Genomic DNA, 21,348 nt, shown 5'->3' on the forward strand with positions numbered 1-21,348 from the left:
AGAACGGGTAGGAACAAAGGTAGGGGTGGATACAGAGTGGCTGCTGGCGGGTACTCAACGAGGCACATCTATTTACCGCACTTATTCTGTTTTAACCGCAACTAGTTGCGGTTAAAACAGAATAAGTGCGGGGTTTTCTGCTTTCCCCGGTCGTGCTTAGCCACGGCCCAGGAAAGCCTCGCGGTCGGCGTCCAGCGCGCGGTCAATGGTGCGAGCCAGATCCGGGTGTCTTGCCAAAGTGGGATCAGACTCGATCACGCCAAAGGCGTCCTCACGAGCACGCTCAATCAGTTTGGCATCCGTCAGTGCCCGCAGCAGCTTGAGCGTAGATTTTTTACCGGACTGGGCAGCACCTAGAATATCTCCCTCGCGGCGCTGCTCCAGGTCAACCCGTGATAGCTCGAACCCGTCGGTGGTTGAGGCTACGGCGTTGAGACGTTCACGGCTTACCCCATCAGCAGGCTGCCTGGTCACCAGCAGACAGGTGCCCGATAGGGAGCCTCGCCCGATACGGCCACGTAGCTGATGTAACCCAGAGATGCCGAATCGGTCGGCGTCCATAATAATCATCAGGGTGGCATTGGGCACGTTCACGCCCACCTCAATCACGGTGGTGGAAACCAGCAGATCAACACGGCCGGCCGAAAATTCGGTCATCACGCGGTTCTTCTCGGCGGTGTCCATACGCCCGTGCAAGGCCTCAATGCGCACCCCGGCCAGGGCAGGGACCCCCTCCAGCTCCTCGAGCATGCTCTCTACGGACGCTAGCGAGCTGCGAAGGCTCTCCCCTGCGGCAGCCTGCCAGCCCATCCCGCCAGAACCAGCGCTCGTGTCAAAGAGGGCTTGGCCGACTTCGGCGTCCATGGCCGCATCAGACCCACCAATTTTGGGAACCACAACATAAACCTGATGACCGGCATCAATCTCCTCGCGGGCCCGAGCCCATATGCGGTCAGCCCACCGCGGATGCTCAGCCAGAGGTACAACATGGGTAGTGATTTTCTGGCGGCCAGCGGGTAGCTGGTCAAGTACCGAAATGTCGAGGTCACCAAACACCGTCATAGCAACGGTGCGCGGTATGGGGGTTGCGGTCATAACCAGTCGGTGCGGTAGCTCCCCGCCGGGCCCGCGCAGGGCGTCACGCTGTTCCACGCCAAAGCGGTGCTGTTCATCTACCACGACCAGCCCCAGGTCGGCGAAGGTCACAGCATCTGCCAGCAGGGCGTGGGTGCCAATGACGATGTCAGCTGATCCCGAGGCGATGGAGAGCAGTGCCTCGCGCTTAGCCTTAGTCTTCAGTGAGGCTGTTAGTAGTACCACCCTAACCTTATTTCCCCGAGAAGTATTCGGGGAGTCCGCATCCAGCGGAGCTGTGTCTAGCAGGTCGCCTAAGATGTCACACACCGAACGGTAATGCTGTTCGGCCAGCACCTCGGTGGGGGCCAGCATGGCTGACTGGGCACCGTTATCTGCTATCTGAAGCATGGCCCGCAGGGCCACCACGGTTTTTCCTGAGCCCACATCTCCCTGGAGAAGCCGATTCATAGGTGAGACGCTAGCCATATCGTCACTAATCTGCTCCCCCACCTTCTGTTGCCCCTCGGTCAGCTCGTAGGGCAGTAGCCCCAGGAGCGCATCGGCAAAGCCGCCGGGAATGAAGGGGCGTGCAACGGTTTGGTGGGCTGCACGGGTGGCTCGGATTCGGGCTAGAGCCGCTTGAAGTACGAATGCCTCCCGATAGCGCAGTGAATGGTGGGCGGCCCTCCAGGTCTCTTCGGTATCTGGGGTATGCACAGCGCGGTAGGTCCACTCCAATGACGGGATTTTTCGGCTTTTCCGTACGCTGAAGGGTACCGGGTCTTCTAGCTCCTTGAGGTTGACCCGCTCTAATAGAACTTCAAGGGCTGAGGCTACCCTGTCTGTGGGTAACTTGGGTGAGGCCTTATAGACGGGAATCGGTGCGGAGGCCCGGGCACGGGCTCTTTCAATGGCCTCGGCACTGGCGCCCGGATCAAGCACCACATCGCGCGCAGCGATAACGGCATAGTGTGGGTTAGTTAGGGTGATCTCTCCCCGGTAGGAGCCGACCTTGCCTGAGAACATGACCCGGTCCCCCTCATGGATATCGCGGGCAGCCGTCCAGGCGTTGAAGAAGCTCAGCGTTATGATGCCGGGGCTACCAGCCACGGCGTAGGGCTCAGGTACATACCCGCTGAAGGTAGCACCGGGCATGAAGTCTCTCTCACCGCTGAACTGAGAACCTACGGTGCCTTGCAGTCGAGTGTTAGTGTAGCCGTGCCGGGTGGCAGCCGGAGGAGCGGCCCCTCGGTAGGTGTTGGGGTGGGGCGACCGGTAGTTAGGGTAGGGCTCGGAGGTGTTTTGCTCATTCTCCCCCAGGTGATCGGTTATGGTGACCTCGGTGATGGATCCGCGACGAGAAGCCATGGAACGGGTAGTCACGCGCAGAACCCTGGCGACAATGGTTGCCTCAGTTCCCTCGACCAGGGATGAGAAAGGTGTGAGCTCTCCGCGTGGCAGATACTTACGGGGGTAGTAGTCAAGAGCTTGACCTACGGTTTCAAGCCCAAGGTGAGTTTTGAGAGCTCGAGCTGTGCTGGCTCCCAGGTAGCGAGTCAAAGGCTCATTTTCTAGCCGGTCTTCGGAAGCGTAGCGGGCCAGGGCAGCCGCGGCCTCCGGTGTGAGGGGGGCAGCTTTCTTCTTCGTCCGGGTGGCCTTCTTCGGGGGAGCTGATGTCTTGCGTGGGCTGTGAGCCATGTGCGCTTATTCCTCGTGGCTGTGTTCGGGCGAAGCCAGTGAGGTGATGCGTACCTTCTGCGGTTCGCCGGCAGCACGCAACAGGGCTAGGGCGTCCTCTGCGGTAGGCACGTGAACATGAACTGCCCAGAGGGCCTCGTTACCGTCCTCAATCTGTGCAATAGAAACAGAATCCCCGGCTGCATCCAGGGCACTACGGAGCTGGGCTACTTCGAAGACCGGCAGGTGAATCTCGCACATCACCTCCACCTGGGGCTCCCCCTTTCGAGGTTTCTCTGGGGCTCGCAAAGGCAGGGACGCCGGAGCCTCAGCAAGCAGGTCGCGGTAGGTGGGTTCCGGTTCGGCCCCCATCAGCTGGGCCACTAGGGACACCAAAACCAGGTGAAAGCCCAGCGCACCTGAATCAACCCAGCCGTTGCGGGCGTGCTCAGCATGAGCGGTAGCTCGCAGGGCAGTTTCTGACGCTACTACCAAATCATCACTGTATACACGCCAGTTGACCTTCAGTTTAACCTGGTGAAGCGCCGCCATCAGAGTGAGCATGGTGCCCTCAGCTGGCTGGCTCAGGGCCAGACGGGCTCCTGTTGCAGCCACGGTGAAGGCCCGGGCCAGGTGCTCAGAGGTGAGCCTTCTGTCAGGTGAACTACCGAGCTCTCCGTTTCCAGTGGAAGTCACGGGTAACTCGCTAGCCGGGCCCAAGGTCCTTGCAAGGCCCAGGAGCCAGACTGCCAGAAGGGTACCAGAATTACCTCGGGCCCCCCGCAGAGCGGCTCGGGCGGCAAGATTCAGGGTAGGTTCATCGGCCGCACCAGCTGCATCGGCGGCATGCCCCAGGGTGGCGGCTAAGTTGGAGCCGGTATCGGCATCGGCAACCGGAAAAACATTGATGCGGTTAAGAAGGGATTGATGCTCAACCAGTTGTGTGTGGGCATGCAACAGCCAGTTGAGCCACCAGTCAGCGGGCACCTGCCTCAAAGTGATCCCATCCTTTCGCTGTGTATGCGCGGCCATCTACAGTGACACCGCTACCTGCATGTACGCTACCAATTTTAGTAAACCCTGTGGGTATCTGAGTCGGGTCACAGGTGCCCATGAGGGCGTGATCCTCACCGCCCGTCAGAACCCAGCCCAGGGCGGTGGATTCCGCCTTATCTGTGCTTGTGAGAAGGGACGCAGTTTCGTGCACACGCGCAACCCAGGGGGCTAAATCCCGGGTGTGCAGGTCAATTCGCACGTGCGAGGCAGCAGCTAGCCGGGTGGCATCACGCACCAGCCCGTCAGAGATGTCCATAAGGGCGTTAAGGTGGCCTGCTGCCCGCTGACCTAGCAGCAGGGGTGATACAGGCTGCTGTTGGGCAGCGATACAGGCCAGCTGAGATTCAGTCATAGTGCGCAGGCCAGAGGTTTCGAGCAGGGCTAGCCCCGCAGCGGCGGCGCCCAGGGCTCCGGCGAGGACGACCGCGTCTCCCTCGCGCGCACCATCCCGGGTGACGGGGGCGCGGGTCAAACCAACGGCAGTGCCCGTCACCGAAATTTCGGCGCTCCGGCCCAGGTCTCCACCGGCAATGGTACAGGTGGTTGCACCTTGGTGTTGGGTCGATTCGACGAGACCCCGAGCAAAGTCCTGTACCCAAGTAACTGGGGTGACCGGAGGCAGACTGAGAGAAACGAGCAGGGCTACAGGTGTAGCCCCCATGGCTGCGATATCGGCCAGATTTTGTGTAGCTAGCTTCCAGCCAACCTGGTAGCCGCCCGTTGTGTGACCCGAAGGCCAGACAGACCGGAAGTCCTGGTTTTCAGTTTGTGTGTCGGTGCTCATTACGGTGAGCCCCCCGGTGAGATCTAGCGTAGCGGAGTCATCACCGGGCCCCACCACAAGTGCACCGTCAGCGGGCACCCGTCGTAGCGATTCAGCCCGTGTGTTGTGAGCAGTGAGCACAGGTAGAAAAACCGCCAGTAGCTCGCTTTCGCTGACCTGCGAAACGGTAGTCATCCTGCTCCTAGTGTTTGGGCTTACGATTGCGCCAGACAAAGTTGAAAATGACGATGCTCAGGCCCAGTACAGCGCTGCCGGTGAAAATCACGAGAGGCCTGGCCCCGTTCACAATCACGCTACCCCGGTAGAACATGCTTGAGCCGGGATCTGCAGCTACCTGCCGCCCCTGGGCCTCAGCGCCGAACACACCCGCAGCAGTGTTGGAATCTGCCGATGAGCTGCCCCGACTGTGCTGGCCTGCCCTATCCAAGAACCCCTCGACCCATCCCGGTGTGCCGTCGTAGGCTTGCTCTGAGTGTGCAACGTTGAAAAGACCAAGCACAGACCCGGTGGTGGGCTCCACCTCCAGTTTGCTCGTATCGGCGTCAAGACGGAGGGGCGTCTGGGTGCCCACTACGGTTGAGCTGGGCGCGGCACTCAACTGTTCGTTTTGCCCAGGCCCAACCTCGCTGCGCGGGGGGCTCGGTGCTTGTGCTAGAGGTACCGCAATTGGGGCGCCAGGTACTTGCTGCCCGTTCGGTTCAGTTTGAGTCGAAGGAAGGGACGGGGCGGTTTGCCCTGTATCTCCTCCACCCGAATCAGTAGCTGGCTGCTCCGGTGTGCTGGGGGGAATCCAGGCCTCAGCCGCTGGTGTGACCGAGACCTCGGGCAGGGGGGCAGGTGTGGATACCTGGGTTGGCTCTTCGGTGGGTACGTCAGTTGGCTCCGGTGGAGCTGGAGCAGGTTCACTGGGCTGGGGGCTGGCAGGTTCACTGGTTGCCGGGGGCTGCTCGGGCTGAGGTTGCTCGGGCTGGGGCTGCTCGGGCTGAGGTTGCTCCGGCTGAGGTTGCTCCGGCTGGGGCAGTTCGGGGGCAGGGGTTGTAGGGCTTGTTGAAGGCGTGGGTTCGTTCACCGGCTTCGGAGTGGCTGTAGCGCTTGCAGTGGGTGCTGGGCTCGCAGTGGGTGCTGGGCTCGCCGGAACCGCAGTGGCTGAGCTGATGTATACTTCACCCGGCAGAACCAGTGGTGCTACTGCAAGCACGGTAGTCACCCCACAGGCAACACCTGCCATCTTGCGTCCCATAGTTCTCCCCTCTCACCGGGATTGATTACACCCAATACCTATCTCTCTCCCAGCCGGGCCTTGTTACCTCATTCTTCAGCGCCTGGGAGATAGTACTCTCTCTACCTTACCGAATCTGCCAGACCCTAGCCATCACCGGTTAAAGTATGCCCATCTTATACAATGGGCAGGTGAGAAAAGCACAGCTCTTACTGACCCTCGCCCTAGCCACTACAGGACTGACCGCCTGCGGCCCGGGTGCCGTCCACGTGCAACCAGCACCAGATGCCGCCAACCCGACCTGTGCCTACGCCCTAGTCGCTATGCCCGAAACTCTCAGCGGCCTCAGCCAGCGCGAAACCACGGCGCAGGCAACTACCGCCTGGGGCGATCCCGCAGCGGTTATTCTCAAGTGCGGGGTGGAGCTCGGTGAAGCGCCAGTATCAGACACCTGCGTCTCGGTCAACGGGGTTGACTGGATTGTTAGACCCGCTGACGAAGAGCAGGCAGATGCCGCAGAACAGACGGCTGCCGGAACCTGGGTTGCAGAGACGTTTGGCCGCGACCCGGCTGTCCAAATAACTTTCGACGCTGAGCGTGTCTCATCGTCCACGGTTTTGGCTGAAGTCTCATCTGCCGTCTCACAGATTCCTCAGCACATGATGTGCACCAACATCGATGACACCCTCACCGATATTGAGGGCGGCACAGGCTCCTAACGCAGCCCCAGCGGGCGTTCTAGGGCCAATGAAATAAGCTCGTCAATCAGATCTGCATACGCAAGCCCGGTGTTCTCCCACATGGTCTTATACATGGAGATGGGAGTAAATCCGGGCATGGTGTTCACCTCGTTGATCAGAAGGCGGCCGTCCTCGGTGTAAAAAAAGTCAGCGCGGCACAGCCCCTCGCCGTCGACGGCTAAGAAGGCATCTACAGCTAGCTGGCGAATACGCGCAGATATCTCAGCAGGCAGATCAGCTGGGCAGCGGGTCTCGGCTGAGTTCTTCGACACGTACTTGGCCTCAAAATCATAGAAACCGTGCTGGTGATCAACCACCACAATTTCTCCGGGATAGGACGCCCGAGGCAGCTCCGACTGGTGCCCATCAAGTACCGCGCACTCAATTTCACGGCCCACAATACCGGCCTCAACCATCACCTTGGGGTCATAGGTCTGAGCCTCGGCGATAGCCGCGTCAAGACCGTCAAGCGAATCTACCTTGGTGATGCCGAAGGACGACCCGGCTCGGGCGGGCTTCACAAAGACAGGAAAACCCAGGCCAGTGATGCGTTCGCGAGCACCAGCCCGGTCAAGGGTCCACTGGCGGTGGGTAACAACCTCATAGGGGCCGACCTCTAGCCCTGCCGCTTCGAAGGCTATCTTCATGAAGTGCTTGTCCATGCCGACAGCTGATGACGCTACACCGCACCCCACGTACTTGAGGTTGGCCATTTCGAGTAACCCCTGAACGGTACCGTCTTCGCCGAAGGGGCCGTGAAGCAGTGGGAATACCACGTCAATAGCGGGGCCGAGTTCAACCCGGGTGGTGTTGTCTCCGTCAATCAGACGCAGGCGGCTATCGTCACCCCCCAGAGGCAGAAAGACCTGCTTACCCTCTGCAGGTAGCTCCGCCAGATGGTCAGTATCAAGGAGCTGAACCAGGGTTTCTTCGTCCGTGAGGTACCAGCGGCCGTCTTTGGTGATGCCGATGGTGACCACCGTGTATTTCTCACGGTCGATAGCGCTCAGCACGCCGCGGGCAGTGATGAGCGAGATGGAGTGTTCTGAGGAGCGTCCGCCGCACAGCAGGGCGACGATGGGCTTGGTGCTCGGTTCGGTCATAGCGTCCTTTGATTTGGGGGGCCAGAGGCCCTCACCGGTTGCTAGGTTGAGGGAGTGATTCCTTCTGATTTAAGGGATCGGCCTAGCAGCGCCGGGGCAAGTTCTTCAACTGATATTGTACGGTTGAGCACAGCCACCACTGCCTCCGTAATGGGCATTTCTACCCCCACTTTTCGGGCGAGTTCTGCCACACCGGGGGCTGACTTGATAGATTCAGCGGTCTGGGTCATCACTGTATGGAGCTGGTCAGGGGCCACTCCCTCGGCCAGCAACCGCCCTGCGGTATGGTTGCGCGAGAGGGGGGATGAGCAGGTGGCTATGAGGTCACCCATGCCAGCTAACCCGCTCATGGTTTCAAGTTTGCCCCCCAGGGCAAGGGCTAGACGGGTGGTCTCAGCCAGGCCCCGGGTCATGACCGAGGCCTTAGAGTTATCGCCGTACTGTTTACCTTCACACATACCCACGCAGAGGGCGATGACGTTTTTTACCAGCCCTCCGATCTCTACGCCCACCACATCGGTGTTGGTGTAGGGGCGAAAGTAGTCAGCGACGCACACAGATGCCACAAGCTGCGCGGTTGTCTCATTCTGTGCAGCAACCACACTGGTGGTTGGCTGTTCAACAATGATTTCTTTGGCGAGGTTGGGGCCCGAGAGCACAGTGATGCGCTCCGGTACAGTCTCAACCGTCTGAGGGCTGGCACCGGTAGCCACCAGGTGACTCTGCAGAACCTCAGTGATGACCTCACTCATGCGCAGACCGGTGCCCATCTCGAGCCCCTTAGCCAGCGAGACCAGCACAGCTGAAGGCTCAATCAGGGGGGCAAAGCTCTCAAGCTGGTTGCGTAGCACCTGGGCTGGGATAGCCAGCACCACTAGGGTCGCACCCTCGAGTGCCTGTTCCGCATCGGCAGTCATGATTAGATTGGCTGGTAGCTGCACGCCCGGGAAATAACGCTCATTGATACGGGATTCCTGCATGGCGGTCATGGCCTGGGGGTTGCGGCCCCACAGCACAACCTGCCGGTCACTCCCCGCTGCCGTGGCACCGTCCGCAACCACCTTGGCGAAGGCGGTGCCCCAGCTACCTGCGCCCAGCACAGCTATCTTACTCGGTGACTGTTGAGTCATTGTGGTCTCTACATCCGTAGTAGCGATGGTGAGCTCACTCCCTGGGTTCTTGGCGGACGTTCAGCACAGCGTTCCAGCGGCCGGCTGGGGCTTTCTCGCCGCGCAGGCCTTCGAGGAGGGCGGTGACGTCGTCAAGCATGCGGTTGGTGACGGCGGCTAGCTCGTCGTGGGTGTAGCGGGCACCGGTCTCGCGGCGCTCTACCAGGTCGCTGTAGTCAACCGGGTTACCCACAACAACCTTGACTTTCTTGCGGGGCCAGCCAAAGCGGGGCTTGCCGCGGCTGGGCCAAAACTCCTGGTCCCCCCAGTGGGCTACGGGATAAACCGGGGCACCGGTATCCAGGGCCAGACGGGCTGCACCGGATTTACCAGTCATAGGCCAGAGATCTGGATCTTTGGTCAGAGTGCCCTCGGGGAAGATAACAACTGCTCCCCCGGCGTCCAGAACGTTCTGGGCGACCTCAAGGGACTGGCCTGCCTGGGCCGAGCCACGGGCTACCGGTATGTGAGCGCACTGGCGCATAAGCCAGCCCAACAGCGGCATTCTAAACAGTGCTTCTTTGGCCAAGAATCGGGGTAGCACGCCCTCCAAGAAGAGAGGGTAGGCTGCGGTAATCGGGTCAACCACTGTGAGGTGGTTGGAGACCACGATAAACCCGCCGGACTTGGGTAGCTTCTCGCGCCCCTCAATCTGCGTTTTCATCGGCAAGTTGTAGAGGGGCCTCAGAAGGTTGCCTGCAATACGATAGACCGTATCGCCGGTGCGCGTGGGCTTGATGGTACCGAGTGATGCGCTGTTCTTACCCATGGTTTACGCGGTGACCTCAAAGTTTGCACCTAGGGCAGTGAGCTTGTCAACAAAGTGCTCGTAGCCACGTGAGATAACGGATACCCCGGTGACGTTCGAGGTACCTTCTGCTGTCAGAGCAGCGATGACGTGGGAGAAGCCACCGCGCAGGTCAGGCACGTTGATATCTGCGCCGCGCAAAGGGGACTTACCCGTGATGATGGCTGAATGCTTAAAGTTCTGGTGGCCGAAGCGGCAGGGAGTGGGGCCCAGGCAGTCCTTATGGAGCTGCACGGTGGCACCCATACGCACCAGCGCGTCAGTGAAACCAAAGCGGTTCTCGTAGACGGTCTCGTGGACCACTGAGACCCCCTTGGCCTGGGTCATGGCAACCACTAGAGGCTGCTGCCAGTCAGTCATAAAGCCGGGGTGGACGTTGGTTTCAACAAAGAGAGGGTTGAGGTCGCCACCCTGATGGAAGAAGCGAATCCCCTCATCGGTAATATCCATACCGCCGCCCAGCTTACGGTAGACGTTGATGAAGGTCGATAGGTCTTTTTGATTGGCGTTGCGCACAAAGATATCGCCGCCGGTTGCCAGAGCCGCTGAAGCCCAGGAGGCTGACTCATTGCGGTCTGGCATAGCTACGTGATTATATCCGGTTAGCTCGTCGACGCCCTCAATGAGAATCTGGCGGTCGGTCTCAACGGTGATAATAGCGCCCATCTTCTGCAAGATTGCGATGAGATCCATAATCTCAGGTTCAATAGCAGCGCCGGTCAGCTCGGTCTTGCCCCTGGCACGGGTTGCGGCCAGTAGCACCTGCTCGGTTGCTCCTACAGAGGGGTATTCAAGGTTAATCTGGGCACCTTTCAACCCGCCAACGGGTGCCTTCATGGAGATACCGGTGGGTAGCTTCTCAATCTTGGCGCCAAACTTTTCGAGCACACGCAGATGGTAGTTGATGGGGCGGTCGCCGATTTTACAGCCGCCAAGATCAGGGATAAAGGCTTCACCGATGGTGTGCAAGAGAGGCCCGCAGAGCAGAATCGGAATACGGGAATCACCGGCATGAACCTCAATATCGGTGTGGTTAGCCACCGAGACCTTGGAGGGGTCTAGGCGTAGCTCTCCAGCCTGCATGTTGTAGTCAACCGAAACGCCGTGCAGTTCCACCAGGTCAGTGACGACCTGCACGTCCTTAATTTCGGGAACGTTGCGCAAGACAGACGGGGTGGAGCCCAGCAGAGCTGCAACCATAGCCTTGGGGACCAGGTTCTTAGCACCGCGAACGTTTACTTCGCCTTTCAGAGGGGTGCCACCTTCAATACGCAGTGCGCTGACCATCTAAATCCAATCGTCCAGGTTTGTTTCACGTTACTTTACGTGTCAATTCTCGAATACCAACTTTACCCCACTCAGATGCAGAGGTTGTTGTACAGGTGGTGTTCTTAGACATACGCTACCCTTTGCCCTGCTCAGCCGGTTACACGAAACCAAAAGGACGCTGGCGCAGGGGCGCAGCGTCCTTTCAACTTGGCAGGTAGGGCATCTTAGAGCTGCTGGGTGCGAGGCAACCAAACCGGGCGGTTGGCCTCGAACTCCGCGATAGCCTCCTCGTGCTGTAGGGTCAGGCCAATGTCATCTAAACCCTCCATGAGGCGCCAGCGCACATAGTCATCAATCTGAAAAGGTACAGTCAGCGCACCAACGGTCACGGTCTTTTCTTGGAGGTCAACGGTGACTTCAGCGCCGGGCTCGGTCTCGAGCTGCTTCCAGATCAGTTCGATGTTATCTTGTTCAACCTGGGCTGCAACCAGGCCCTGTTTGCCGGAGTTACCGCGAAAGATATCGGCAAACCGGGCAGAGATGACCACGCGGAAGCCGTAGTCTTTCAGAGCCCAGACGGCATGCTCACGGGAGGAGCCGGTGCCAAAGTCGGGGCCAGCAACGAGCACAGACCCGTGCTTATAGGGCTCCTGGTTGAGAATAAAGTTTTCGTCTTTGCGCCAGGCGGCGAAGAGGGCATCATCGAAGCCGGTCTTGGTCACGCGCTTGAGGTAGACCGCTGGGATAATTTGGTCGGTATCGACGTTGGAGGCGCGCAGGGGCACCCCAATGCCGGTGTGCTTTTTGATGGGTTCCATGAGAAATCCTTGTTCCGCCCGGGGCGGCCGGGCTTGATGGGGGCGGGGTGCTTAGAGGTCAGCCGGTGAAGACAGGGTGCCACGAATAGCTGTTGCGGCCGCAACCAGGGGCGACACCAGATGGGTGCGACCCCCCTTGCCCTGCCTACCCTCAAAGTTGCGGTTTGAGGTAGAGGCGCAGCGTTCACCGGGCGCCAGCTGGTCAGGGTTCATACCCAGGCACATGGAGCAGCCAGCAAAACGCCAGTCAGCGCCGAAGTCCTTAAAAATCTGGTCGAGGCCTTCCGATTCAGCCTGGGCGCGAACCTTTTGGGAACCGGGCACAACCATCATGCGGACGCCGTCGGCCAGCTTCTGGCCCTTGATGATGTCGGCTGCAGCACGCAGGTCTTCGATGCGGGAGTTGGTGCAGGAGCCTAAGAAGACCACATCAACCGGAATGTCCTTCATGGGGGTGCCTGCAGTCAGATCCATATATTCGAGGGCGCGAGTGGCGGCCTTCTGTTCGTTTTCGTCCGCAAAATCTTCGGGGAAGGGCACAGCCTGGGAGAGCGGAACACCCTGGCCCGGGTTGGTGCCCCAGGTGACGAAAGGTTCAAGTTCATCAGCATTGATGAAAACCTCTCGGTCAAAGGTCGCACCCTCATCGGTAGGCAGGGTCTTCCAGTAGTTAACGGCGGCCTCCCAGTTTTCGCCGGTGGGTGCGTGAGGGCGACCCTTAACATACTCAAAGGTGGTTTCGTCAGGAGCAACCATACCGGCACGGGCACCTGCCTCGATAGACATGTTGCAGATGGTCATACGCCCCTCCATGGAAAGGGAGCGGATAGCGGAGCCCCGGTATTCGAGCACGTAGCCCTGGCCCCCACCGGTGCCGATTTCTGCGATAACCGCCAGAATAATGTCCTTGGCAGTGACACCTGGTTTAAGGGTGCCCTCAACGTTAATGGCCATGGTCTTGAAGGGGGCCAGAGGCAGGGTCTGGGTAGCCATCACGTGCTCCACCTCAGATGTACCGATTCCGAAGGCCAGGGCCCCGAAAGCACCGTGAGTGGAGGTGTGGGAGTCGCCACAGACTACCGTCATGCCTGGCATTGTAAGGCCCAGCTGGGGGCCAACCACGTGCACAATCCCCTGCTCGGCATCGCCCAGTGAGTGAATACGCACACCGAACTCTTCGGCGTTCTTACGCAGGGTCTCAATCTGGGTCCGTGAGGTGATGTCGGCGATGGTTGAGAAAATATTCTCGGTGGGGGTGTTGTGATCCTCTGTCGCGATGGTGAGGTCAAGACGGCGCAAGGGGCGGCCCTCCAGGCGCAGACCCTCGAAAGCCTGAGGCGAGGTGACCTCGTGTACCAGGTGCAAATCGATATAAAGCAGGTCGGGCTTGCCGTCTGTACCGGGCACAACGGTGTGCGCTTCCCAGACCTTTTCAGCCAAAGTTCTTGGGGTATGGTCGGTCGTACCAGCCATGGAGTCCTCCATTTTTCTTGTGATGCATTAACAAGTGTGACGCGGCCACAAAAATCTTTCCAATAAATGAACTTGTATATCATAATATGAGAATTCATGATAGATTAGTAGGCACATAATCCCTATAACCTAGCTACTTTCATCTCCGAAAGGCACCACCGCACTCTTCAGCTGGGCTAACACGGCCCACACCATAACAGGCGAAAGTTTCCCACCATGCAAGATAACCGCAGCTCAGGCGTCGGCGTCCTCGACAAAGCCGCCCACATTCTTGACTGTCTTGAAGCAGGCCCCGCCACCCTCTCCCAACTCGTTGAAGCCACCGGGCTAGCACGCCCCACAGCCCACCGCCTGGCTGTGGCCCTTGCACACCACCGGCTGGTAGCTCGGGACGTTCAGGGCCGCTTTATGCTGGGCCCCCGCCTGGGTGAGCTCTCAAGTGCCGCAGGCGAAGACCGTCTCATTGCCGCCGCCGGCCCCGTACTGAACAACCTGCGTAATGTTACCGGCGAATCATCCCAGGTCTTCCGCCGCCAGGGCGACTGGCGTGTCTGCGTGGCCTCGGCTGAGCGCCCCATTGGTCTGCGTGACACCATCCCCGTAGGAACCCAACTCTCCATGAAAGCTGGCTCTGCAGCCCAGATTCTCATCGCCTGGGAGGATCACGCCCGCCTGGTTGAGGGCCTGCACAATGCCCGTTTCTCAGCCACGATGCTCGCTGCGGTACGACGCCGCGGCTGGGCCCAGTCAGTCGGCGAGCGCGAACGCGGCACGGCCTCTGTCTCAGCCCCGGTGCGCTCTCCTTCCGGCAAGGTCATTGCTGCGATTTCGATTTCAGGGCCCATTGAGCGCCTCACCCGCCAGCCCGGCCGTCTTCACGCGGAGGTGGTCTGCGAGGCCGCCGCTGCCCTGACCGAAGCCCTCCGTAACTAGATTCGGCCTTGACGGTAAAGGGGCTAAGCTAGCCCCCTCCAAAAGGAGTCCCCGCTGATACACCTTCAATCAGCGGGGACTTGTGATGCTATGCGGCTTCGCGCAGGGCCTGCCTGTAGCTGTCAAGCCGGGTGAGTTCGTCCTGCACCGGCACGATGACACAACGGGAGGCAACGTCTGCCAGGTTGGCTTCCAACTGGCGGCGAATCCCCCCAGCATAGATGCGGTGCCCAACTGCCGCTATCGCCCTACCCAGAACAGCAGTCAGAATACCGAGCAGTAAACCGGTGACCACGAGCAAAGTAGGTACCGGTAGCGGGAAGCCCTCAACTGTAGGTGGTTCAGGTAGCACAATCTGAAAGTAGCTAGCTACCGCCAGGGCTGTCAGCCAGAGTAGACCCACAAGTGCCACCCCCAGACCAATCCACTGAATCATGTTGAGCAGGTGCCACCACCAGCGTTTTTTGTTGGCGTCGTAATGAACGGTCGCCGCTGCGCGCTCAATTTCGGCTGGTAACTGGCTTTCGTAGGTTCTGGCGGAGTCTCGGATGGAATGGCTCCAGGGTTCGGTGACCCCGGCTGAGACGTTCTGGGCGAAGCTACGGACGGCCGTGCCCAGAGCCGCTTTTTGGGGCGCACCCAGCGGGGGCAGAGAAGACCTAGAAATCGGCTCCCCGCCGTGGTCTTTATGTAAGCCCAAACGCTTGAGCGGGTCACTCTTAATCTTGAGCAGCCAGCGGGTAGCTATCCAACCGGTCGCTGATACGGCATGTAGCTTATAGGAATCCGCTGCGGCCTTGACCAGGGCGTCCGCACCTGAAGCCGCGTAGATACCGTCCTCAAGCTGAGTCACCGCAGCGGCGGTGAGCCCGGCGGGCTCTCCCCCGCCGTCTTGGGTGGCCAGGGAGGCCTGAACTCCGTCTAAATCGGCCTCTATGCGGGCAACAGCTGCTGTCTTGGCCACAGCCACCTGCCCCAGCACCTCACGGAGCCGCGGAATCTGATAGCCCGTGCGGGCAGAAACCGCCAGCGGGTCAGCCAGCAGGGTAGAGGTGAGCCCGTCTCGGGCTAGGAGTAGTTTGAGAGAGTCAAGTACGGCAGGTACTTCGGCTTGGTCGAGGCGGTCAACCTGATTGAGCACAGCCAGGGTCACCGCACCGTGAGAGGCTAAGGGGGCGATAAAGTCCTGGTGTATCACGGCGTCCGCGTACTTCTGCGGGTCCATAACCCATACAAGGACGTCCACGCACTGCGCCATTTTCTCAACGAGCAGGCGGTTGGCTGCCTCCACCGAGTCGAAGTCTGGTAGGTCGAGTAAGACCAGGCCGCCGGAGGCCTGTTCCGTTTTGCCCGCCCCCACGGAGGTGCGGATCTTGTTCCACATACCTACGGTCACCGGCACTTCGGAGCGGTTGAGCGAGGCGGCTGCTTCGGCAGGGTCCTCGTCCATGTAGGTGCGGTTCTCAACTCCCAGCCAGTCGAGTAGGGGCTCTGCTCCATCCCTGCCCCAAACGGCAGCCTGGGCGGTAGCTGTGGTAGGGCGAGTGGCGGCGCTTTTCGCGATGTTCTTACCCACCACAGCATTAAAGAGGGTGGACTTACCTGACCCTGTTGCACCGAAGAAACCGATGACGGTGTGTTCAGCTGAGAGTTCGCGGCGGGCGGCGGCACGTTCGAGTATGCCGCTGGCTGCCTGCGCGGTTTCGGGGTCGATACGGCCCTCCCCCAGCGTGAGAGCAGATTCGAGGGCCTCAACGCGGGCGGCAAGTGCGGTGGCTGCGGTGGGGCGTGTTGTTGATGCCATGGTGCTCCTACTCCCCTGCCTGCTCGTTCTGACCCTGCGATGCTGCGGGCTGTGCGGTAGTGCTTAGGCTGAGTCCGGCGGTTTCAAGAGATGCGGACGATGCCCGCAGCTGCTCAGCGTCGGGCACGTCCATCGTGTGCTCTGCTTCCGTCTCGTATATAGCCGTGTCCAAAAGATTCGTAAAACGCGATTGCTGGCTGGTCAGAAGTTCAGTTACACGGTCTTCAAGCCTGGTGCGGGCGCCGGCAGCCATACGGCGCACGGCGTCCTCACCAAAAATTGCTTCAAGCAGCTTCTGGCCTACCACGCCCGAGCCACCTGCGATACCTACTTCGAGGCCGGTCAGTCCACCGGTCATGGAGAACACAGCAACCATCAAAATGATGGCGGTGACATTCACGCCCAGTGACATAAACCGGGCGCGCTGACGTTTACCGGCCCCCTCTGCCGCGATGATATCCATGACGTCCTGCTGCCAGGCACGAATAGATTCAGCAACTTCTTCTGAGAAGGTCGCGTCTAAGGCAGCCAGGTCATCGCCAGCTAGCAGGGCACGGCCTGCCCTGTCATCAAGCCAGCGGCGCTGTGCGGTCTCGGCAGCGGCAGCGGCCTCTTCCATGATGACCGAGTGCAGGCCTACTTCAAGGGCCTGCTCGACCTCAACAGCGCGGGTAGGAGGCGTACCCCTAAAGAAACCAGCTATACGGTCACGCACCCGGCCAACGGTTGTTTCAACCTGACGAAAGAATTCGCCGGTCCCCACAAAATCCTGCCATCGGCTGAGCACCTCGCCACGGAGCATCTGCCCGTCTTGGGTGGCCTCCTTGACGTTGCTCAGGGCCCGTTCAAAAGCGGTGGTCACGTCTGCACGTAGGCGAAGCTCGGCGTCCTGCTGTTCCTGGGCTGCCTCTGCCAGCTGGCTAGTCTGTGCGGCCACCGAACGCACCGCACCCTCCAGGGTACGGCGGGCAATCTCGCTGCGGGCGCTTGAGTCTGCGCCCAGGGATCGCAACCAGAAAATCAGGGGAGTCAAAGCCACCGAGGGCAGGAGGCCGCGCTCATCGCGTTCCTGCTCGGTTACTGAATGGATAAGGGCGGGGGTAATGCCCGCTTCGGTCAGCATACGCGTCAGATCTGCTTCAATTTCGTTCTCGGCTCCCTCGGGTACACGGTTGAGCAGCACCGCGATGGTGATATCGCGGGCAGCTGCCTGGCGCAGAATCTCCCACGGCACAGCGTCGGCGTACCTGTTAGCTGTGGTGACGAAAAGCCACAGGTCAGCGGCTCGTAGTAGTTGTTGCGACAAGCGGCGGTTCTCGTCAGAAACCGAGTCGAAGTCAGGTGCATCAATCAGGGCTATGCCCGCGGGAAGGGAGTCAACGGGCACGGTGACCAGTTCGTCCTGCTCACCGTGGGGGCTGGCTCCGGGGAGCGCTTCACCGGGTGTGACGGGCACGCGTACCAGGTTGGGCAAGAGGCGTTCTGGGGTGAAGGACGCGGCATCCTCCGGCCGGTGGAGCAGTACGGGCTGGCGGGTGGTGGGGCGGATAGCGCCTGACCGGGTCACGGGTTCGCCTATGAGCGTGTTGACTAGGGTCGACTTACCAGCACCGGTTGATCCACCCACAACCACGGTGAGCGGAGCATCTAGGGTGGCTAGTTTGGGCAGAATGTAGTCGTCCAGCTGCGTTACGGCGGTTCGAGCCTGCTCTCTAGCGGCATCGGCCGAGCCGGTTAGTAACGGAAAGCGTGCGGCGGCGATGGTATCGCGAACCTGCCGCACGGTAACCAGGGTTTGAGTGATTGATTCGTTGTGCACGGTATCCATTCTCGCATAGCCGGGGGGTGCTGAGCCCGGTAACAAAAATCCTCCATCACCGGGCGGTGATGGAGGATTTCCTTAGCCTGTGACCCCAACCGGATTTGAACCGGTGTTGCCGCCGTGAGAGGGCGGAGTACTAGGCCGCTATACGATGGGGCCAAACTCTTTTGAGCTGTTACCGCATTTTGGCAACGGATAAAACTATACACACAGCCTTAACCTGTGTGCAAGCTGAAAGGGTGTAAGCTACACCACCCCTGGCCCCAGTTTTGTTCAGCAAAAAATCCTCCACTGCACAAGAAGTGGAGGATTTCTTTAGCCTGTGACCCCAACCGGATTTGAACCGGTGTTGCCGCCGTGAGAGGGCGGAGTACTAGGCCGCTATACGATGGGGCCGTAACGCCTTAGTCAAGACGTTCGCTGGGATACCAGGACTCGAACCTAGAATGACGGTACCAGAAACCGTAGTGTTGCCAATTACACCATATCCCAATTATTATTTGTTCCGACCTACTCCCCCTTGGGGAAGGTATCACCGCAACGAGTAATAACTTTATACGAACCCACCAAAGCCTGCAACTCAAAACCCGTAGAGCTGGCTCACACCCTAGGCCCTCGCCGACTGCTTCCCCCGATTTTTCGCGGTTTTTGGCCCTAAAAATTCTTGAGGAAGACCAATCAGGCTAGGGCCAGCTAGGCCAGGGAGGCACGGAGCTTTTTCAGGCGGGCCAAGGAGGAATCCTTGCCCAGAATCTCCATGGATTCAAAGAGAGGCGGTGAGATGCGCGCACCGCTCATAGCGGTACGCACCGGGCCGAAGGCCAGACGGGGTTTGATTTCCAGGCCGTCGACAATAGCTTCGCGCAGGGCAGCTTCGACGGTTGCAGCAGTGAAATCGTCTAGACCTTCTACAGCGGTAATAGCCGCGTCCAGCACTGCCGGTGCTGACTCCTTGAGCTGTTTGGCGGCGTCCTCAGCGACCTCAATCTTCTCATCGGCGGTGAAGAGGAAGCCCAGCAGGCCGGGGGCCTCTCCCAGAAGCTGCATGCGCTCCTGCACCAGGGGCGCGGCCTCAGTCAGAATAGTCTGCTCGCGCTCGGTCAGCTTCTCGTAAGACTCAGCGGAAACCAGCTGTGCCTTGTGCAAAAAGGGAACCAGGCGGTTGCGGAAGTCCTCTGCCTCAAGCAGGCGGATGTGGGTGCCGTTGATGGCCTCTGCCTTCTTGATGTCAAAGCGGGCAGGGTTGGCCAGCACGTCCTTGATGTCGAAGGCGGCAACCATCTGGTCCATGGTGAAGATGTCTTCGTCGTGGGAGAGGGACCAGCCCAGCAGGGAGAGGTAGTTGAGCAGGCCCTCCTTGATGAAACCGGCATCCAGCAGGTTGTAGAGGCTGGATTCTGGGTCGCGCTTGGAGAGCTTCTTATTGCCCTGGCCCATGACGTAGGGCAGGTGGCCGAATTCGGGGATGAAGCTGGTGACGCCCACCTCAACCAGGGCCCGATAGAGGGCGATCTGGCGGGGGGTGGAGGAGAGCAGGTCTTCACCGCGCAGCACATGGGTGATGCCCATCAGGGCGTCGTCTACGGGGTTGACCAGGGTGTAGAGGGGTTTGCCGTTGGCGCGGACGACCACGAAGTCGGGTACAGAACCGGCCTTGAAGGTGATGTCGCCGCGCACCAGATCGTGGAAGGTGATGTCGGTGTCGGGCATGCGCAGGCGCAGGACGGGCTGGCGGCCCTCGGCCCGGTAGGCGGCCTTCTGCTCTTCGGTCAGGCCGCGGTCGAAGTTGTCGTAGCCTAGCTTGGGGTCTTCGCCCTTGGCCCTGTGGCGCTCTTCAACCTCTTCGGGGGTGGAGAAGTCTTCGTAGACGAACCCTCCGGCCTTGAGCTTCTCTACTACCTGAGCGTAGATGTCCATACGTTCTGACTGGCGGTAGGGCTCGTGGGGGCCGCCGACGCCAACGCCTTCGTCCCAGTTGATACCCAGCCACCGCAGGGATTCGAGCACCTGGTTGAAGGATTCCTCGGAGTCACGGGCAGCGTCGGTATCTTCAATACGGAAGACCATGGTGCCGCCGGTGTGCTTAGCGTAGGCCCAGTTGAAGAGGGCGGTGCGCACCATGCCCACGTGCGGGGTGCCGGTGGGTGAGGGGCAGAAGCGGACGCGGGTTTCGCTGGGGTCGTTAAGTTTCAGAGCGTAATCACTCATGGATGTGGGCACATCCCTTTCTTCTTGAAAGCTGGTGGTGGGTTCTAGTTTACTCGCCGCTTTTCTTCGGCGCGGAACTTTGCTGAGGGTGATAGTTTACTCAGCGCGGACGGTGTTGATTAGGGAGCCGATGCCCTCAACCTCGATCTCGACCTCGTTACCTGCGCTCAGGCGTCCTACCCCTGCGGGGGTACCGGTGAGGATTACGTCACCGGGCAGCAGGGTGAAGTATTCGCTGGCTGCGGCAACCAGTTCGGCCACGGAGAAAACCATGTCGGCGGTGGTGCCGTCCTGTTTGAGGTCGCCGTCCACCCAGGTTTGGATGGCCAGGTCGTCGGTCTCTAGCTGGGTTTCGATCCAGGGGCCCAGGGGGCAGGCGCCGTCGAAGCCCTTGGCCCGGGCCCATTGGATGTCGGTTTTTTGGGCGTCGCGGGCGGTCAGGTCGTTGGCAACGGTGAAGCCGTAGATGACTTCGGGTACGCGATCGAGGGGTACGGACTTGGCGATCCGGCCGATGACGACGGCGAGTTCACCTTCGAAGGAGACGTTGTCTGACCATTCGGGCAGGGCGATGGGGTCGCCGGGGCCGATGACGGAGGTGTTGGGCTTGAAGAAGAACTGGGGGGTAGTGGGGGTTTCGTTGCCCAGCTCGGTGGCGTGGTCGCGCCAGTTGCGGGCCACACCAATGACCTTGGAGCGGGGGATGATGGGGGCAAGCAGGCGGACGTCGGCAATGGGGTATCGCTTGTCGGTGGGGTTTATGCCGGTGTAGAAGGGGTCGCCGGTCAGGACGGTGATGGTCTCTTCGCCGGGCTCACCTTCAACCAGGCCAAAGTGCAGGGTATCGTCTACAGTAAATCGGGCAATGCGCATGGTTCTAGACTACCGGACTCCCCCAGGGCAGGGCGGTGAAGGCTGGCCTTAGCCTACTCTTCCTTGCCTGCCTGCTCTTCTTTGTGGGCTTGGATAATCTCATCAACCAGGGTCTGGTCAAAACCTTCAGCTTTGAGCAGCTCATCTTCTGCCGGGAGAATTGCACTTGCCTTTAGCTGATCGATTATTCTGCCTCTTACTTCTGGATTCTGTGGATTTTCTTCAAATTCATCGAAAAATGAGGCCTTGTCTAGACGAGCATCCATCAGGTTCGCCCCCTCCAGATGAACATCCCACAGGTACGCCCGCTCCAGATGAGCACCCTCCAGGTCCGCCTCCTCCAGATTAGCAGCCGCTAGGTACGCCCGCTCCAGATGAGCACCTCCCAGGTTCGCCCCCGCCAGATCAGCACCCACCAGCTGCGCCCCCTCCAGATGAGCACCTCCCAGGTTCGCCCCCTCCAGATGAGCACCCTGCAGGCCCGCCCCCGCCAGATCAGCACCCACCAGGTACGC

General features: G+C 60.1%; 17 protein-coding genes and 3 tRNA genes. 2 read left to right on the plus strand and 18 right to left on the minus strand.

Annotated features, from left to right (window positions below):
* Nucleotides 1-156: 156 nt before the first annotated feature.
* From L6966_RS03045 to L6966_RS03060, 4 genes are read right to left on the minus strand one after another with little or no spacing between them, the layout of a single operon-like run.
* Nucleotides 157-2,775: an ATP-dependent DNA helicase RecG gene (locus L6966_RS03045; RefSeq protein ID WP_237232844.1), complete on the minus strand. Its 2,619-nt coding sequence runs from the start codon at nt 2,773-2,775 to the stop codon at nt 157-159.
* 6 nt (nt 2,776-2,781) lie between these two features.
* Nucleotides 2,782-3,741, minus strand: a complete 960-nt coding sequence (locus tag L6966_RS03050) for a DAK2 domain-containing protein (RefSeq protein ID WP_237232859.1) — start codon at nt 3,739-3,741, stop codon at nt 2,782-2,784.
* Complete coding sequence (thiL, locus tag L6966_RS03055; protein WP_237224380.1) at nt 3,731-4,768, minus strand: thiamine-phosphate kinase; 1,038 nt, start codon at nt 4,766-4,768, stop codon at nt 3,731-3,733. The genes L6966_RS03050 and thiL overlap by 11 nt, the downstream gene beginning before the upstream one ends.
* Nucleotides 4,769-4,775: 7 nt before the next feature.
* Nucleotides 4,776-5,834 (minus strand): hypothetical protein, encoded by a 1,059-nt coding sequence (locus L6966_RS03060; protein ID WP_237232845.1) that lies wholly within the window; start codon nt 5,832-5,834, stop codon nt 4,776-4,778.
* 170 nt (nt 5,835-6,004) lie between these two features.
* On the opposite strand from L6966_RS03060, the gene L6966_RS03065 reads away from it, so the two are divergent.
* A complete protein-coding gene (locus L6966_RS03065; RefSeq protein ID WP_237232846.1) occupies nt 6,005-6,532 on the plus strand; it encodes a DUF3515 domain-containing protein in 528 nt (175 codons plus the stop codon).
* Here the strand turns inward: L6966_RS03065 and L6966_RS03070 are convergent.
* The 6 genes from L6966_RS03070 to leuC all read right to left on the minus strand — a co-directional run bounded on the left by L6966_RS03070 (nt 6,529) and on the right by leuC (nt 13,193).
* The gene (locus L6966_RS03070; RefSeq protein ID WP_237232847.1) at nt 6,529-7,656 is read right to left on the minus strand and encodes a D-alanine--D-alanine ligase family protein; all 1,128 of its coding nucleotides are present in this window, start codon (nt 7,654-7,656) and stop codon (nt 6,529-6,531) included. The genes L6966_RS03065 and L6966_RS03070 overlap by 4 nt on opposite strands.
* A gap of 41 nt (nt 7,657-7,697) precedes the next feature.
* Entirely contained in the window at nt 7,698-8,786 is a 1,089-nt protein-coding gene (locus tag L6966_RS03075) for an NAD(P)H-dependent glycerol-3-phosphate dehydrogenase (protein WP_237232848.1), read from the minus strand.
* A 34-nt stretch (nt 8,787-8,820) separates the two neighbouring features.
* Nucleotides 8,821-9,594 (minus strand): lysophospholipid acyltransferase family protein, encoded by a 774-nt coding sequence (locus L6966_RS03080; RefSeq protein WP_237232849.1) that lies wholly within the window; start codon nt 9,592-9,594, stop codon nt 8,821-8,823.
* A 3-nt stretch (nt 9,595-9,597) separates the two neighbouring features.
* Complete coding sequence (gene murA / locus L6966_RS03085) at nt 9,598-10,920, minus strand: UDP-N-acetylglucosamine 1-carboxyvinyltransferase (RefSeq protein ID WP_083091277.1); 1,323 nt, start codon at nt 10,918-10,920, stop codon at nt 9,598-9,600.
* 206 nt (nt 10,921-11,126) lie between these two features.
* Complete coding sequence (leuD, locus tag L6966_RS03090) at nt 11,127-11,720, minus strand: 3-isopropylmalate dehydratase small subunit (RefSeq protein WP_237232850.1); 594 nt, start codon at nt 11,718-11,720, stop codon at nt 11,127-11,129.
* A gap of 51 nt (nt 11,721-11,771) precedes the next feature.
* Nucleotides 11,772-13,193, minus strand: coding sequence for a 3-isopropylmalate dehydratase large subunit (leuC, locus tag L6966_RS03095; protein WP_180377820.1), 1,422 nt, complete (start codon nt 13,191-13,193; stop codon nt 11,772-11,774).
* Nucleotides 13,194-13,409: 216 nt separating this feature from the next.
* Between leuC and L6966_RS03100 the strand changes: the two genes are divergently transcribed.
* Complete coding sequence (locus L6966_RS03100; RefSeq protein ID WP_083091280.1) at nt 13,410-14,126, plus strand: IclR family transcriptional regulator; 717 nt, start codon at nt 13,410-13,412, stop codon at nt 14,124-14,126.
* An 88-nt stretch (nt 14,127-14,214) separates the two neighbouring features.
* On the opposite strand, the gene L6966_RS03105 is transcribed toward L6966_RS03100, so the two are convergent.
* From L6966_RS03105 to L6966_RS03140, 8 genes are all read right to left on the minus strand, one after another.
* Nucleotides 14,215-15,930: a dynamin family protein gene (locus tag L6966_RS03105; RefSeq protein WP_237232851.1), complete on the minus strand. Its 1,716-nt coding sequence runs from the start codon at nt 15,928-15,930 to the stop codon at nt 14,215-14,217.
* Nucleotides 15,931-15,937: 7 nt separating this feature from the next.
* Nucleotides 15,938-17,758, minus strand: a complete 1,821-nt coding sequence (locus L6966_RS03110) for a dynamin family protein (RefSeq protein ID WP_419721874.1) — start codon at nt 17,756-17,758, stop codon at nt 15,938-15,940.
* Nucleotides 17,759-17,838: 80 nt separating this feature from the next.
* Nucleotides 17,839-17,911 (minus strand) — tRNA-Glu (locus L6966_RS03115).
* A 164-nt stretch (nt 17,912-18,075) separates the two neighbouring features.
* Nucleotides 18,076-18,148 (minus strand) — tRNA-Glu (locus L6966_RS03120).
* A gap of 24 nt (nt 18,149-18,172) precedes the next feature.
* A tRNA-Gln gene (locus L6966_RS03125) sits at nt 18,173-18,244 on the minus strand.
* Nucleotides 18,245-18,445: 201 nt separating this feature from the next.
* Nucleotides 18,446-19,960, minus strand: a complete 1,515-nt coding sequence (gene gltX, locus L6966_RS03130; RefSeq protein ID WP_237232853.1) for a glutamate--tRNA ligase — start codon at nt 19,958-19,960, stop codon at nt 18,446-18,448.
* Nucleotides 19,961-20,056: 96 nt separating this feature from the next.
* Nucleotides 20,057-20,833: a fumarylacetoacetate hydrolase family protein gene (locus L6966_RS03135; RefSeq protein WP_237232854.1), complete on the minus strand. Its 777-nt coding sequence runs from the start codon at nt 20,831-20,833 to the stop codon at nt 20,057-20,059.
* A 53-nt stretch (nt 20,834-20,886) separates the two neighbouring features.
* The coding region (locus L6966_RS03140) for a pentapeptide repeat-containing protein (protein ID WP_237232855.1) at nt 20,887-21,348 on the minus strand (462 nt) is incomplete at its 5' end.

Source organism: Rothia nasisuis, from assembly GCF_928381405.1.
Lineage (GTDB): Bacteria > Actinomycetota > Actinomycetes > Actinomycetales > Micrococcaceae > Rothia > Rothia nasisuis.

What these genes read in the sequence shown, in the direction of transcription:
- L6966_RS03045 (WP_237232844.1), bottom strand. Translation starts at nt 2,775, where the DNA reads ATGGCTCACAGCCCACGCAAGACATCAGCTCCCCCGAAGAAGGCCACC.
- thiL (WP_237224380.1), bottom strand. Translation starts at nt 4,768, where the DNA reads ATGACTACCGTTTCGCAGGTCAGCGAAAGCGAGCTACTGGCGGTTTTT.
- L6966_RS03060 (WP_237232845.1), bottom strand. Translation starts at nt 5,834, where the DNA reads ATGGGACGCAAGATGGCAGGTGTTGCCTGTGGGGTGACTACCGTGCTT.
- L6966_RS03070 (WP_237232847.1), bottom strand. Translation starts at nt 7,656, where the DNA reads ATGACCGAACCGAGCACCAAGCCCATCGTCGCCCTGCTGTGCGGCGGA.
- L6966_RS03075 (WP_237232848.1), bottom strand. Translation starts at nt 8,786, where the DNA reads ATGACTCAACAGTCACCGAGTAAGATAGCTGTGCTGGGCGCAGGTAGC.
- L6966_RS03080 (WP_237232849.1), bottom strand. Translation starts at nt 9,594, where the DNA reads ATGGGTAAGAACAGCGCATCACTCGGTACCATCAAGCCCACGCGCACC.
- murA (WP_083091277.1), bottom strand. Translation starts at nt 10,920, where the DNA reads ATGGTCAGCGCACTGCGTATTGAAGGTGGCACCCCTCTGAAAGGCGAA.
- leuD (WP_237232850.1), bottom strand. Translation starts at nt 11,720, where the DNA reads ATGGAACCCATCAAAAAGCACACCGGCATTGGGGTGCCCCTGCGCGCC.
- leuC (WP_180377820.1), bottom strand. Translation starts at nt 13,193, where the DNA reads ATGGCTGGTACGACCGACCATACCCCAAGAACTTTGGCTGAAAAGGTC.
- L6966_RS03100 (WP_083091280.1), top strand. Translation starts at nt 13,410, where the DNA reads ATGCAAGATAACCGCAGCTCAGGCGTCGGCGTCCTCGACAAAGCCGCC.
- L6966_RS03105 (WP_237232851.1), bottom strand. Translation starts at nt 15,930, where the DNA reads ATGGCATCAACAACACGCCCCACCGCAGCCACCGCACTTGCCGCCCGC.
- L6966_RS03110 (WP_419721874.1), bottom strand. Translation starts at nt 17,758, where the DNA reads ATGGATACCGTGCACAACGAATCAATCACTCAAACCCTGGTTACCGTG.
- gltX (WP_237232853.1), bottom strand. Translation starts at nt 19,960, where the DNA reads ATGAGTGATTACGCTCTGAAACTTAACGACCCCAGCGAAACCCGCGTC.
- L6966_RS03135 (WP_237232854.1), bottom strand. Translation starts at nt 20,833, where the DNA reads ATGCGCATTGCCCGATTTACTGTAGACGATACCCTGCACTTTGGCCTG.